The following is a 13,762-nucleotide window of genomic DNA, read 5'->3' on the forward strand; positions in this document are numbered from 1 at the left end:
CTGGCAAAAGGGTTAACAAGTGGCAGCAACGGATTCGCAAACCTGTCATGCCTTTTGTACCAAAAGCCGCGCCAGGTTTGCGATCCGCTGTGCCAGGCGTTCATGCCGCCTGTTTTTCCTGCTCATTGGCACGTTTCGCAACCTGTTCTCATTGCGGACACCTTTTCCAGCCTCGTTTGGAAAGTTTCATTGCCAGACGGGACTCCTGCAATCGTCAAGGGATTGAAACCTATAGAAGACATTGCTGATGAACTGCGCGGGGCCGACTATCTGGTATGGCGCAATGGGAGGGGAGCAGTCCGGTTGCTCGGTCGTGAGAACAATCTGATGTTGCTCGAATATGCCGGGGAGCGAATGCTCTCTCACATCGTTGCCGAGCACGGCGACTACCAGGCGACCGAAATTGCAGCGGAACTAATGGCGAAGCTGTATGCCGCATCTGAGGAACCCCTGCCTTCTGCCCTTCTCCCGATCCGGGATCGCTTTGCAGCTTTGTTTCAGCGGGCGCGCGATGATCAAAACGCAGGTTGTCAAACTGACTACGTCCACGCGGCGATTATAGCCGATCAAATGATGAGCAATGCCTCGGAACTGCGTGGGCTACATGGCGATCTGCATCATGAAAACATCATGTTCTCCAGTCGCGGCTGGCTGGTGATAGATCCCGTCGGTCTGGTCGGTGAAGTGGGCTTTGGCGCCGCCAATATGTTCTACGATCCGGCTGACAGAGACGACCTTTGTCTCGATCCTAGACGCATTGCACAGATGGCGGACGCATTCTCTCGTGCGCTGGACGTCGATCCGCGTCGCCTGCTCGACCAGGCGTACGCTTATGGGTGCCTTTCCGCAGCTTGGAACGCGGATGGAGAAGAGGAGCAACGCGATCTAGCTATCGCGGCCGCGATCAAGCAGGTGCGACAGACGTCATACTAGATATCAAGCGACTTCTCCTATCCCCTGGGAACACATCAATCTTACCGGAGAATATCGTTGGCCAAAGCCTTAGCGTAGGATTTCGCCCCTTCCCGCAAACGACCCCTGGAAGCCCCGTAGCGACGCGGAGAGGGGCGAGACAAGCCAAGGGCGCAGGCTCGATGCGCAGCACGACATAGCCGGTTCTCGCAAGGACGAGAATTTCCCTGCGGTGCCCCTCAAGTGTCAATGAAAGTTTCCAACGCGAGCCATTCGCGAGAGCCTTGAGTCCACGCTAGATCTATCTCATCTGCGCAAGGCAGAACGTGAAGACGGCCGCCCTGGACCTCGCCCGCGAGCGCCAGGCGCACGAGGCCGGCGCGCGGACCCGCGCCACGGCCCACGAGCGGACGCCGCAGCAGGAGCGCCAGAAGGCCGCCAGAGAGGCCGAGCGCGGCCGTGAGGCTTGGACGCTAGGGCAGGGCATGAAAAAGCCCGTAGCGGGCTGCTACGGGCGTCTGACGCGGTGGAAAGGGGGAGGGGATGTTGTCTACATGGCTCTGCTGTAGTGAGTGGGTTGCGCTCCGGCAGCGGTCCTGATCAATCGTCACCCTTTCTCGGTCCTTCAACGTTCCTGACAACGAGCCTCCTTTTCGCCAATCCATCGACAATCACCGCGAGTCCCTGCTCGAACGCTGCGTCCGGACCGGCTTCGTCGAAGGCGTCTATCGCGGCCCGCAACAGCGGCGAGAGCGGAGCCTGTTCAACGGTGCCGCCGGCCTGCTCCTCAAGCACGGCCCCAACAGTGAAGTAGCTGATTGTCATCAGCGCATTGACGGCGTCCCCGGCCGAAAAACCCGCCTCGCAGAGGAAGCGAAGCTGCGCGTCGGCCGTTTCCATCTGCGGTGCGCCCGGTCGCGTGCCGGCATGGATGCGCGCGCCATCGCGGTAGGCGAGCAGCGCCTGCCTGAAGCTGCGGGCATTCCCGATCAGAAATGAGCGCCAGTCGTCGTCGGCTCTCGGCACCGAATGCGTATGATTCTCCGCCAGCATGGCTTCGGCCAGTGCGTCGAGCAGCGCCCGCTTGTTCCTGAAGTGCCAGTAAAGCGCCGGCTGCTGAACCCCCAACCGTTCCGCCAGTTTGCGTGTCGTCAGACCGTCTACGCCGACCTCGTTCAACAGGTCCAGGGCGGCACGGATCACTGTATTCGGCTGCAACTTTGTCATGCTTGACACTTTATCACTGATAAACTAATATGTCCACCAACTTATCAGTGATAAAGAATCCGCGCGTTCAATCGGACCAGCGGAGGCTGGTCCGGAGGCCAGACGTGAAACCCAACAGACCCCTGATCGTAATTCTGAGCACTGTCGCGCTCGACGCTGTCGGCATCGGCCTGATTATGCCGGTGCTGCCGGGCCTCCTGCGCGATCTGGTTCACTCGAACGACGTCACCGCCCACTATGGCATTCTGCTGGCGCTGTATGCGTTGATGCAATTTGCCTGCGCACCTGTGCTGGGCGCGCTGTCGGATCGTTTCGGGCGGCGGCCGGTCTTGCTCGTCTCGCTGGCCGGCGCTGCTGTCGACTACGCCATCATGGCGACGGCGCCTTTCCTTTGGGTTCTCTATATCGGGCGGATCGTGGCCGGCATCACCGGGGCGACTGGGGCGGTAGCCGGCGCTTATATTGCCGATATCACTGATGGCGATGAGCGCGCGCGGCACTTCGGCTTCATGAGCGCCTGTTTCGGGTTCGGGATGGTCGCGGGACCTGTGCTCGGTGGGCTGATGGGCGGTTTCTCCCCCCACGCTCCGTTCTTCGCCGCGGCAGCCTTGAACGGCCTCAATTTCCTGACGGGCTGTTTCCTTTTGCCGGAGTCGCACAAAGGCGAACGCCGGCCGTTACGCCGGGAGGCTCTCAACCCGCTCGCTTCGTTCCGGTGGGCCCGGGGCATGACCGTCGTCGCCGCCCTGATGGCGGTCTTCTTCATCATGCAACTTGTCGGACAGGTGCCGGCCGCGCTTTGGGTCATTTTCGGCGAGGATCGCTTTCACTGGGACGCGACCACGATCGGCATTTCGCTTGCCGCATTTGGCATTCTGCATTCACTCGCCCAGGCAATGATCACCGGCCCTGTAGCCGCCCGGCTCGGCGAAAGGCGGGCACTCATGCTCGGAATGATTGCCGACGGCACAGGCTACATCCTGCTTGCCTTCGCGACACGGGGATGGATGGCGTTCCCGATCATGGTCCTGCTTGCTTCGGGTGGCATCGGAATGCCGGCGCTGCAAGCAATGTTGTCCAGGCAGGTGGATGAGGAACGTCAGGGGCAGCTGCAAGGCTCACTGGCGGCGCTCACCAGCCTGACCTCGATCGTCGGACCCCTCCTCTTCACGGCGATCTATGCGGCTTCTATAACAACGTGGAACGGGTGGGCATGGATTGCAGGCGCTGCCCTCTACTTGCTCTGCCTGCCGGCGCTGCGTCGCGGGCTTTGGAGAAATTCTTCAAATTCCCGTTGCACATAGCCCGGCAATTCCTTTCCCTGCTCTGCCATAAGCGCAGCGAATGCCGGGTAATACTCGTCAACGATCTGATAGAGAAGGGTTTGCTCGGGTCGGTGGCTCTGGTAACGACCAGTATCCCGATCCCGGCTGGCCGTCCTGGCCGCCACATGAGGCATGTTCCGCGTCCTTGCAATACTGTGTTTACATACAGTCTATCGCTTAGCGGAAAGTTCTTTTACCCTCAGCCGAAATGCCTGCCGTTGCTAGACATTGCCAGCCAGTGCCCGTCACTCCCACTCGATGGTGGCCGGCGGCTTGCTGGAAATATCGTAGGTGACCCGGGAGACACCGCTGATTTCATTGATGATCCTGTTGGACACCTTCTCCAGGAACTCGTAGGGCAGATGCGCCCAGCGAGCGGTCATGAAGTCGATGGTTTCCACTGCACGCAGGGCGATCACCCATTCGTAGCGACGGGCATCACCAACCACGCCCACCGACTTGATCGGCAGGAACACGGCAAAGGCCTGACTGGTCTTGTGATACAGGTCGGCCTTGCGCAGCTCCTCGATGAAGATGTGGTCGGCGTGGCGCAGGATGTCAGCGTACTCCTTGCGTACCTCGGCGAGGATGCGCACACCCAGCCCCGGACCCGGGAAGGGGTGACGGTAGACCATGTCATAGGGCAAGCCCAGTTCCAGACCGATCTTGCGTACCTCGTCCTTGAACAGTTCGCGCAGCGGCTCGACCAGTTCGAAGGCCATGTCTTCGGGCAGACCACCAACGTTGTGGTGGGACTTGATCACATGGGCCTTGCCGTTCTTGGTGGCGGCAGACTCGATCACGTCGGGGTAGATGGTGCCCTGGGCAAGGAACTTGATGCCCTCGAGTTTGGTGGCTTCCTCATCGAATACCTCGATGAAGGTACGGCCGATGATCTTGCGCTTGGCCTCCGGATCGGTCACGCCCAGCAGACGGGACAGGAACTTGTCCTGGGCGTTGGCCCGGATCACCTTGACCCCCATGTTCTCGGCGAACATGGCCATGACCTGGTCCCCTTCATGCAGACGCAGCAGGCCGTTGTCGACGAATACGCAGGTCAGCTGATCACCGATGGCCTTGTGCAGCAGCGCGGCAACCACCGAGGAGTCCACGCCACCGGACAGGCCCAGCAGTACCTTGGCATCGCCGACCTGGGCACGAACCCGGGCAATGGCGTCCTCGACGATATGCGCCGGCGTCCAGAGTGCCTCACAGGCGCAGATTTCCAGCAGGAAGCGCGACAGGATGCGCAGGCCCTGCTTGGTGTGGGTCACTTCCGGATGGAACTGCACGCCGTAGAAACGACGGTTCTCGTCGGCCATGGCGGCAATGGCACAGCTCGGCGTGCTGGCGATCACCTTGAAGCCCTCGGGGAGCGCGATCACCTTGTCGCCGTGGCTCATCCATACATCCAGCGTCAGTACACCGTCATCGGCCACCGCGTCCTCGATGCCGTCGAGGAAGGCGCTCTTGCCGACCAGATCCACGCAGGCATAGCCGAACTCACGGACATTGCTGCCCTCGACCCGGCCGCCCAGCTGGGTAGCCATGGTCTGCATGCCGTAGCAGATACCCAGCACGGGCACCCCCAGCTCGAACACCAGCTCCGGGGCCCGCGGGCTGCCCTCGGCGGTGACCGACTCGGGGCCGCCGGCGAGAATGATGCCCTTGGGCGCGAAGGCGCGGATGGCCTCGGCCTCCATGTCCCAGGGATGAATCTCGCAGTAGACGCCTATCTCCCGCACCCGCCGGGCAATCAGTTGGGTGTACTGGGAACCGAAATCCAGAATCAGGATGCGGTGTGCGTGAATATCATGTTGAGCCATGGTATGCCTTCAAGAGCTGGATACTGAAAGCCGGAAGCGACAGCTCCCATCCGCTGGGGATGGAAGCTGCCGGTTCCGGCGCCGGTGTTTCTGGGGTCCGGATCAGCCGACCCGATAGTTGGGCGCCTCTTTGGTGATCTGCACGTCATGCACGTGGGACTCGGTCATGCCGGCACCGGTGATGCGGACGAACTCGGGCTTGGTGCGCATCTCTTCGATGGTCGCGCAGCCGGTGTAACCCATGGCCGCACGCAGGCCGCCCATCAGCTGATGGATGATGGCCGCCAGGGCTCCCTTGTAGGGCACACGGCCTTCGATGCCCTCGGGCACCAGCTTCTCCGCACCGGTGGAGGTGTCCTGGAAGTAGCGGTCGGCGGAACCTCCATTGGCATTGGCCATGGCACCCAGCGACCCCATGCCGCGATAAGCCTTGTAGGAGCGGCCCTGGAACAGCTCGATCTCCCCGGGCGACTCTTCGGTACCGGCGAACATGGAGCCCATCATTACCACCGAGGCCCCGGCGGCGATGGCCTTGGCCAGATCACCGGAGAAGCGGATGCCACCATCGGCGATCAGCGGCACACCGGTGTCCTTCAGCGCGGCGGCCACATCGGCGATCGCGGTGATCTGCGGCACACCGACGCCGGCAACGATACGGGTGGTGCAGATGGAGCCCGGGCCGATGCCGACCTTGACCGCGTCTGCGCCAGCGGCCACCAGGGCCAGCGCCGCAGCGCCGGTCGCGATATTGCCGCCTACCACCTGAATTTCCGGGAAGGTCTGCTTGACCCAGCGCACCCGGTCCAGCACGCCCTTGGAGTGGCCGTGGGCGGTGTCGACGATGATCACGTCCACGCCGGCCTTGACCAGCGCGGTCACCCGCTCCTCGGTCTCGGCGCCGGTGCCGACCGCAGCACCCACGCGAAGCTGGCCGTGCTCGTCTTTGCTAGCCAGCGGGTAGGCCTTGGCCTTCTCGATGTCGTTGACAGTCATCATGCCCTTGAGGCGGAAGGCATCATCGACCACCAGCACCCGCTCGATGCGGTGCTTGTGCAGCAGTTTGCGCACTTCACTGGTGGAGGAACCCTCCTTGACGGTCACCAGGCGTTCCTTGGGGGTCATGACGTCGCGAACACGGGCATCCAGGCGGGTTTCGAAACGGATGTCCCGGGAGGTGACTATACCTACCAGATCACCGTTGTAGAGCACCGGTACACCGGAGATGTTGTTCTGGTGAGTCAGCTCGAACAGCTGTGCCACGGTGGCGTCGGCGTCAATGGTGATCGGGTCCTTGACTACACCGGACTCGAACTTCTTGACCTTGCGCACCTCATTGGCCTGCTGCTCGATGGTCATGTTCTTGTGGATGATGCCGATGCCGCCTTCCTGGGCCATGGCAATGGCCAGGCGAGCTTCGGTCACGGTATCCATGGCAGCCGACACCAGTGGCATGCTCAGCTCGATCCCGCGAGTCAGATGTGTCTTAAGACACACGTCCTTGGGCAACACCTCGGAATATCCGGGCATCAGGAGAATGTCATCAAAGGTAAGGGCTTCTTGGCGAATACGCAGCATAGCGGGAGCTCCCGAGCGGGAAAAATGGAAGCGCGCCATTATACCCTCGCGGCGCCAGGTACTCAATTGCATTGAGCCTGATTTCAGGCATTAAGCTGACGTCGCCGAACTGCTAACATGCGCGCATGAACAATGATGACGCCATATTCCGCCAACTGGGCACAGAACGCGAGGTGCTGACCGTCAGTCAGCTCAACGCCCGCGCCCGGCGGCTGCTCGAAGAAGTCTTCCCCGCGGTCTGGGTCGAGGGCGAGCTGTCGAACCTCGCCCGCCCGTCCTCCGGCCACCTGTACTTCACCCTCAAGGACAGCGGTGCCCAGGTACGCTGTGCCCTGTTCCGCCAGAATGCGGCCAGGGTGCGCATGGACCTGCGTGACGGTCTGCTGGTACGCGCCCGCGGCCGGGTCAGCCTCTATGAGGGGCGCGGCGACTACCAGATGATCCTTGATGCGGTGGAACCGGCCGGCGACGGCGCACTGCGCCAGGCCTTCGAGGCGCTCAAGGCCCGGCTGCAGGCCGAGGGCCTGTTCGCCGCCGGACGCAAGCGCCCACTGCCCTCGCACCCGACCCGGATCGGCATCATCACCTCGCCCAGCGGCGCGGCGGTGCGTGACATCATCAGCGTGTTCGGCCGGCGCGCGCCCTTCATCGAACTGGTGATCAGCCCCACGGCCGTCCAGGGCCGCGAGGCGGCGCCGCAGATAGTACAGGCGCTGGAACGGGCCGATAGGGCCGGCTTCGACGCCCTGATTCTCGCCCGGGGCGGCGGCTCGCTGGAAGATCTCTGGCCATTCAACGAGGAAATGGTCGCCCGGGCCGTGGCCGCCTGCCGCACCCCGGTGATCAGCGCTGTCGGGCACGAGACCGATGTATCCATCAGCGACTTCGTTGCCGACGTACGCGCCCCCACTCCCTCCGCTGCGGCCGAACTGCTCAGCCCGGATACCCAGGCCATGCTGGTCCAACTGCAACGCATCCACCGCCAGCTGCAGCAATGCATGAAGGTCCGCCTGGAGCGGGAGCGGCTGCGACTGGACGCCTTGCGCCGTCGCCTGCGTCATCCCGGCGAGCGACTGGCTCAGCAGAGCCAGCGCCTGGATGAGCTGGAACTGCGCCTGCGCCGCGCCTGGCAACATCGGCTCGAACAGCGCCTGCAACGGCTGACCCATCTGCGCGCTCGCCTCCAGCACCAGCATCCGGAGCGGCTGCTGGGCCTGCTGCAGGAGCGCCTTGACCAACTGCAGCAGCGCCTGCCACGTGCCATCGAGCTGCAGTTGCAGCAGCGCCGCCAACGTCTGGAAAGTGCAGCCCAGGGCCTGCACCTGGTCAGCCCGCTGGCCACTCTGGGACGCGGCTACAGCATTCTGCTGGACCAGCAAGGCAAGGCCATCCGCAGCCAGCATGAAACCCGCCCCGGCCAGCAGCTGGAAGCGCGACTCGGGGAGGGGCGGCTGACACTGCGGGTCGAGGCAGAGCAGCCACATACTCTATCGCTGCTCGACTGACCGGCATCCGGAGCCTGACCTCCCTGCGGCATTCGGCCACTGCGCCTGCACCGACGAACCAGCATCGTCGTTGAGCAGGCGCTCGACAACCCGAGGGCAATACCGAGGATAGCGATCCTGCGCTACGCCACCAGTCGTGGCACCTGACACCGATTACGCCGCAGTCGATTACGGCTTTGTCACCAGACTTTGCTAGGATGGGCCCGCGCTTCACCTGGGGCGCGTCCATTCACCAACCCTGTGGAAAGTTATGGAATCGCAATACAACGACGTCATCAACTGGCTGGAGCGCTATCCCCAGCTGTATACGCTCATCGCCCTCACCGCCCTGATTCTCGGCGCCTGGATCGCCAACTGGGTCGTCAAGCGCATTCTCATCCGGGGACTCACGCGCCTGCTGCGTGCCACACCCTTGGGTCGCGACCAGAGCCTGCATCAATCACCCATCATCTCGCGGCTGGCCAATGTCGTTCCGGCACTGGTCCTGTCCGTCGGTATCAGCCTGGTTCCGGGGCTGCCCGAGACTGTGGTCACAATAGTGCGCAACGTCTGCGGCGCCTTCATCATTCTCACCATAGCGTTGTCCATCACCGGCGCGCTGAATCTGGTCAACACGATCTACTCACGACGTCCGAAGGCGCATGAGAAGCCGATCAAGGGCTACATCCAGCTGATCAATATCGTCATCTACTCGATCGCCACCATCCTGATCATTGCCACCCTGATCGATCGCTCACCGCTGATCCTGTTGTCCGGCCTGGGTGCCATGGCGGCGGTATTGATGTTGATCTTCCAGGACACGCTGCTGTCGCTGGTGGCCAGCGTGCAGATCAATTCCAATGACATAGTGCGTGTGGGCGACTGGATCGAGATGCCTGCCCTGAACGCCGACGGTGACGTGATCGATATTTCCCTGCACACGGTCAAGGTGCAGAACTGGGACAAGACCATCACCACCATCCCGACCAAACGCCTGATCAGTGATCCCTTCAAGAACTGGCGTGGCATGCAGGAGTCCGGCGGGCGGCGCATCAAACGCGCCCTCATGCTGGATCAGCAGAGCGTGCATTTCCTGGATGACCGCGAGCGTGCCCACCTGCACCGCTTCCGCCTGCTGGATGAATATCTGAACGCCAAGGAAGCGGAGATCGGGGAGTGGAACCGTCAACTGAAGGAGAGCGGACAGGAGCCGGTCAACACCCGACGCATCACCAACATCGGCACCTTCCGCGCCTACGTGGAGCGCTACCTGCGCAGCCACCCGGGCATCCATCAGGACATGACGCTGATCGTCCGCCAGCTGAGCCCCACGGCCGAAGGCCTGCCCATCGAGCTCTACTGTTTCACCAATACCGTGGCCTGGGTCGAGTACGAAGGTATCCAGTCGGACATCTTCGACCATCTGCTGGCCATACTGCCCGAGTTCGGGCTGCGCGTGTATCAGGCTCCCAGCGGCCAGGACATGCGGGAAATGGGTACTGCCGGACGCACCAGTCCGGACGCCGGGGTTTCCTCCCTCGGCTGAGTATCGTCGGCGCACCTGCGGGTGCGCCGAATTATGCCGGTACCGGGGAAAAATCCGCCATCCAGCGCAACGCAACCCCACCATGACGACAAAAACAAGCAGCTTATTGCTATTTTCCTCTTTCGATTGCCACAAAAACCATCCCGCCCTAGAATTTACGGCATGAAAACGCCAAGCACCCTCATTCTTCTTCGGCAGCATGCCTGCCTCTGTCTGGTCAGCCGCCGACTGCGGGGCTGAGACCATCGACTCGCCCATTCGACCGTCGGCCCTCCGGCCATAGAACACAGTTACCGAACAGGATTTTCGCCATGAGCATGCTCCCTGACCCGTCCAGCAAATACCGCGCCTTCGCGCCCATCAGCCTGCCCGACCGCACCTGGCCGAACAAGGTGCTGGACAAGGCCCCGATCTGGCTGTCCACCGACCTGCGCGACGGCAACCAGTCGCTGATCGAGCCCATGGACGCCGAGAAGAAGATGCGCTTCTTCAAGTGCCTGGTCGCCATCGGCCTGAAGGAGATCGAGGTGGGTTTCCCCTCGGCGTCCCAGACCGATTTCGATTTCGTGCGCGAACTGATCGAGGGCGGGCATATTCCCGATGACGTCACCATCCAGGTGCTGACCCAGGCCCGGGATGACCTGATCGAACGCACCTTCGAATCGCTCAAGGGCGCCAAGCGGGCCATAGTGCATTACTACAATGCCTGCGCGCCGAGCTTCCGCCGCATTGTCTTCAATCAGGACCAGGCCGGGGTGAAAGCCATCGCTGTGGCGGCGGGCAAGACCATCCGCCGGCTGGCCGAGGCGGCGCCCGAAACCCAGTGGGGCTTCGAATACTCCCCCGAGGTGTTCAGCTCCACCGAAACCGACTTTGCGGTGGAGGTCTGCAACGCGGTCATCGAGGTATTCGATCCGACCCCGCAGAACCCGCTGATCCTGAACCTGCCGGCCACCATCGAATGCTGCATGCCGAACCAGTACGCGGACCAGATAGAGTGGTTCGGTCGCCACATCCAGCGCCGCGACAGCGTGCTGATCAGTGTGCACACCCACAACGACCGGGGCACCGGCGTGGCCGCCTCCGAGATGGCCGTGCTGGCCGGGGCCGACCGGGTCGAGGGTTGCCTGTTCGGCAATGGTGAACGTACCGGCAACGTCTGTCTGGTGACCCTGGCGCTGAACCTCTATACCCAGGGCGTGCATCCGGGTCTGGATTTCTCCGATATCGACGGCGTACGCAAGGTTGTGGAGGAGTGCAACCAGCTGCCGGTGCATCCGCGCCACCCCTACGTAGGAGATCTGGTACATACCGCCTTCTCCGGCTCGCACCAGGATGCGATCCGCAAGGGCTTCGCCCAGCAGGATCCGAATGGCATCTGGGAAGTCCCCTACCTGCCGATCGACCCGGCGGATATCGGTCGCAGCTACGAGGCGGTCATCCGCGTCAACAGCCAGTCCGGCAAGGGCGGCATCACCTACCTGCTGGAGCAGGAGTACGGCATCAGCCTGCCGCGGCGCATGCAGATCGAGTTCAGCCAGGTGGTTCAGGGCGAAACCGACCGGCTGGGTCTGGAGATGACCGCCCAGCAGATCCATGACCTGCTCAAGCGCGAATACCTCCAGGCCAGCGAGCCCTACACCCTGATCCGCCACCGTCTGCAGGAAGAGAACGGCACCAGTGCAGTGGATGTCGAGGTCCAGGAACAGGGGCGGAATCACCACTGGCGCGGCACCGGCAAGGGCCCGCTGGAGGCGCTGGTCAATGCGCTGCCGGTGAAGGTCGAGATCATGGATTACAACGAGCACGCCATCGGCTCGGGGACCAACGCCAGAGCCGCGGCCTATATCGAGATCCGCATGGACAACGGCCGCTCGCTGCACGGCATCGGGATCGACGAGAACCTGACTACCGCCAGTTTCAGGGCCCTGTTCAGCGCCGTGAACCGCGCCCAGCGCCAGAGCAGCGCCAGAGCTGCCTGAACCACTGCCTGAACCACTGCCTGCCCATGCGCCCCAGAGGCCATGGGCAGGCTCATTCGGTGGACTCTGCTGCGCGGCCCGGCGAGATCAGCCGCCATCCCAGCACCAAGCCGCCCAGCAGATAGGCCAGTCCTCCCCAGGCCGCCATCAGCACTCCGCCCAGCCGCTGATCCTCCAGCTCCGTGAAACCGAACAACCCCATGCACAGCTCCGCCGGATAAAGCAGCCGCGGCGCCAGCAGCAACAGCACCCCAAGCATGGTCATGTGCATCAGGGTCAGGGCAAAGCCGAGCAGGGTCACCACCAGCTCGCTGCGCCGCCGGACCGATAATGCCAGCCACCAGACCGCCGCCCCGACCACCACGAAGCTCAACTGCTGCAGCACGAAGATGCCCACCTGCCGCGCCGCGGCCTCGTGCAATGCGGGCAGATGCCAGCCCCAGACCACCAGCATCTCGAGGGAGAAGATCAGCACCGCTGCGGTGGCGAAGCGCTCTCCGGTGCGCAGACGACGCCCGCTACGCACCAGCCCCAGCGCCAACACCGGGGCAGCCAGTGCCACCACCCCCAGGTGCAACAACATGTGCGCGGAGAAGGCGGTGCGGCTCAGCGCCGGCAATGGGCCGAGCCAGAGCAATGCCAGTATCAGGATACCGACCCATACCCAGCGATTGACCCTGTCCGCAGCCACTGTCACCCCCTGTCCATCAGCTGCCGGATCCGACGGGCCAGCTCAGCGGCCTCCAGTTGACCGGACAGCACCCCGAGCAAGTCGCCCCGGTTATCCAGCAGAAACAGCGCCGTGGTGTGATCGAGCAGGTATGTATTATCGAAGTCGACCCTGCGCGCATACAGCCCCCAGGTTTCAACCACCCGGTCGATCTGCTGCGAGCTGCCGGTCAACCCCCGGATACGGGGATCGAAGAAACCCAGATAGGCCTCGAGCCGATCCATGATATCGCGTTCCGGGTCCAGGGTGATGAAGGTCGGCGTCGGTTGCCTGCCACTGTCCTCCAGCTGATTCAGGGCATCACGCACCCGGATCAGCGTCGTGGGACAGATATCGGCGCAATGGGTGAAACCGAAGAACACCAGAGCCCCATTCTCGGTCGGCCAATTCTCGGCCACCGGGGCGCCCTGGTGATCCCGCAGCACACGGACACTCTCGATCGCCGTGGCCGAGAGGCTCGCAGGCGGGGGCGTTGGTGCCGGCCAGGCCAGGTAGGCGACCGGCAGCCCAGCGAGCAGCAGCGCTCCCAGCCCGACAGCGAGCAGTCTGGCGCGCCGCGTCATGTTTACCCGCGAAATTCGCTTCATATCAGTTATGGAGGGATCGAGCGACAACAAGGTTCCCCTGGTCGCTTGCCGCTCTCGACGATTTTGTCTTTGCCGCCGACTTTGGTAAGGTCAGGCGGTTCATACAATGGGAGGCAACATGTATTTCACAGCCTATCTGTCCGGCGAGATTCACACCGATTGGCGGGAGGAGATCAAGCGCGGCGCAGAAGCCCGTGGCCTGAAGATCGAGTTCACCTCGGCGGTCACCGACCATGACGCCAGCGATGCGGCCGGCGATCACCTGGGCGCCGAGGACAAGGCCTTCTGGCGCGACCACAAATCCGCCAAGGTCAACGCCATCCGCACCAAGACCCTGATCGAACAGAGCGATCTGGTAGTGGTCCGTTTCGGCGACAAGTACAAACAGTGGAATGCTGCCTTCGATGCGGGCTACTGCGCCGCCCTGGGCAAACCCTATATCACCCTGCATGCGGAGGACATCATCCATCCGCTCAAGGAGGTAGATGCCGCGGCGATGGCCTGGGCTACGACCACCGAGCAGGTGGTGGAGATTCTTTCCTACGTCCTGCGCGACTGAGCGCCTGCC

11 protein-coding genes and 1 pseudogene are annotated in these 13,762 nt (G+C 62.8%); 6 read left to right on the forward strand and 6 right to left on the reverse strand.

What is annotated here, in order from left to right; all coding sequences use genetic code 11:
• Positions 1 to 102: 102 nt before the first annotated feature.
• The gene (locus VF673_RS11680; RefSeq protein WP_001391758.1) at positions 103 to 933 is read left to right on the forward strand and encodes an APH(6)-I family aminoglycoside O-phosphotransferase; all 831 of its coding nucleotides are present in this window, start codon (positions 103 to 105) and stop codon (positions 931 to 933) included.
• 579 nt (positions 934 to 1,512) lie between these two features.
• Here the strand turns inward: VF673_RS11680 and tetR(A) are convergent.
• The gene (gene tetR(A) / locus VF673_RS11685) at positions 1,513 to 2,139 is read right to left on the reverse strand and encodes a tetracycline resistance transcriptional repressor TetR(A) (RefSeq protein ID WP_031606906.1); all 627 of its coding nucleotides are present in this window, start codon (positions 2,137 to 2,139) and stop codon (positions 1,513 to 1,515) included.
• 104 nt (positions 2,140 to 2,243) lie between these two features.
• On the opposite strand from tetR(A), the gene tet(A) reads away from it, so the two are divergent.
• Positions 2,244 to 3,443 (forward strand): tetracycline efflux MFS transporter Tet(A), encoded by a 1,200-nt coding sequence (gene tet(A), locus VF673_RS11690; protein ID WP_000804063.1) that lies wholly within the window; start codon positions 2,244 to 2,246, stop codon positions 3,441 to 3,443.
• Here the strand turns inward: tet(A) and VF673_RS11695 are convergent.
• The 3 genes and pseudogenes from VF673_RS11695 to guaB form a co-directional block, all read right to left on the reverse strand.
• Positions 3,389 to 3,598, reverse strand: a pseudogene (locus tag VF673_RS11695) (IS91 family transposase); the annotation flags it as partial. The gene tet(A) and the pseudogene VF673_RS11695 overlap by 55 nt on opposite strands.
• Positions 3,599 to 3,709: 111 nt before the next feature.
• Positions 3,710 to 5,290 carry a glutamine-hydrolyzing GMP synthase gene (gene guaA, locus VF673_RS11700; RefSeq protein WP_440292066.1) on the reverse strand — a complete coding sequence of 527 codons (1,581 nt, stop codon included), beginning with the start codon at positions 5,288 to 5,290 and terminating at the stop codon, positions 3,710 to 3,712.
• Positions 5,291 to 5,392: 102 nt separating this feature from the next.
• Complete coding sequence (gene guaB, locus VF673_RS11705) at positions 5,393 to 6,865, reverse strand: IMP dehydrogenase (protein WP_440292067.1); 1,473 nt, start codon at positions 6,863 to 6,865, stop codon at positions 5,393 to 5,395.
• A gap of 125 nt (positions 6,866 to 6,990) precedes the next feature.
• Here guaB and xseA point away from each other — a divergent pair, with 125 nt between their 5' ends.
• The 3 genes from xseA to leuA all read left to right on the forward strand — a co-directional run bounded on the left by xseA (position 6,991) and on the right by leuA (position 11,877).
• A complete protein-coding gene (gene xseA, locus VF673_RS11710) occupies positions 6,991 to 8,370 on the forward strand; it encodes an exodeoxyribonuclease VII large subunit (RefSeq protein WP_440292068.1) in 1,380 nt (459 codons plus the stop codon).
• Between the two features lie 250 nt (positions 8,371 to 8,620).
• Positions 8,621 to 9,895, forward strand: coding sequence for a mechanosensitive ion channel family protein (locus VF673_RS11715; RefSeq protein ID WP_440292069.1), 1,275 nt, complete (start codon positions 8,621 to 8,623; stop codon positions 9,893 to 9,895).
• A gap of 311 nt (positions 9,896 to 10,206) precedes the next feature.
• On the forward strand, positions 10,207 to 11,877 hold the full coding sequence (gene leuA, locus VF673_RS11720) for a 2-isopropylmalate synthase (RefSeq protein WP_440292070.1): 1,671 nt from the start codon (positions 10,207 to 10,209) through the stop codon (positions 11,875 to 11,877).
• 52 nt (positions 11,878 to 11,929) lie between these two features.
• Here the strand turns inward: leuA and VF673_RS11725 are convergent, their stop codons facing one another.
• Positions 11,930 to 12,568: a cytochrome c oxidase assembly protein gene (locus VF673_RS11725; protein ID WP_440292071.1), complete on the reverse strand. Its 639-nt coding sequence runs from the start codon at positions 12,566 to 12,568 to the stop codon at positions 11,930 to 11,932.
• 2 nt (positions 12,569 to 12,570) lie between these two features.
• On the reverse strand, positions 12,571 to 13,194 hold the full coding sequence (locus VF673_RS11730) for an SCO family protein (RefSeq protein WP_440292072.1): 624 nt from the start codon (positions 13,192 to 13,194) through the stop codon (positions 12,571 to 12,573).
• 118 nt (positions 13,195 to 13,312) lie between these two features.
• Here VF673_RS11730 and VF673_RS11735 point away from each other — a divergent pair, with 118 nt between their 5' ends.
• Positions 13,313 to 13,753, forward strand: coding sequence for a YtoQ family protein (locus VF673_RS11735; RefSeq protein ID WP_440292073.1), 441 nt, complete (start codon positions 13,313 to 13,315; stop codon positions 13,751 to 13,753).
• The last annotated feature ends 9 nt before the right edge of the window (positions 13,754 to 13,762 follow it).

The organism is Halopseudomonas sp. Lyrl_26 (assembly GCF_051948695.1).
Classification (GTDB): domain Bacteria; phylum Pseudomonadota; class Gammaproteobacteria; order Pseudomonadales; family Pseudomonadaceae; genus Halopseudomonas; species Halopseudomonas formosensis.

What these genes read in the sequence shown, in the direction of transcription:
- xseA (WP_440292068.1), top strand. Translation starts at nt 6,991, where the DNA reads ATGAACAATGATGACGCCATATTCCGCCAACTGGGCACAGAACGCGAG.
- VF673_RS11715 (WP_440292069.1), top strand. Translation starts at nt 8,621, where the DNA reads ATGGAATCGCAATACAACGACGTCATCAACTGGCTGGAGCGCTATCCC.
- VF673_RS11680 (WP_001391758.1), top strand. Translation starts at nt 103, where the DNA reads ATGCCGCCTGTTTTTCCTGCTCATTGGCACGTTTCGCAACCTGTTCTC.
- leuA (WP_440292070.1), top strand. Translation starts at nt 10,207, where the DNA reads ATGAGCATGCTCCCTGACCCGTCCAGCAAATACCGCGCCTTCGCGCCC.
- VF673_RS11735 (WP_440292073.1), top strand. Translation starts at nt 13,313, where the DNA reads ATGTATTTCACAGCCTATCTGTCCGGCGAGATTCACACCGATTGGCGG.
- guaA (WP_440292066.1), bottom strand. Translation starts at nt 5,290, where the DNA reads ATGGCTCAACATGATATTCACGCACACCGCATCCTGATTCTGGATTTC.
- VF673_RS11730 (WP_440292072.1), bottom strand. Translation starts at nt 13,194, where the DNA reads ATGAAGCGAATTTCGCGGGTAAACATGACGCGGCGCGCCAGACTGCTC.
- guaB (WP_440292067.1), bottom strand. Translation starts at nt 6,865, where the DNA reads ATGCTGCGTATTCGCCAAGAAGCCCTTACCTTTGATGACATTCTCCTG.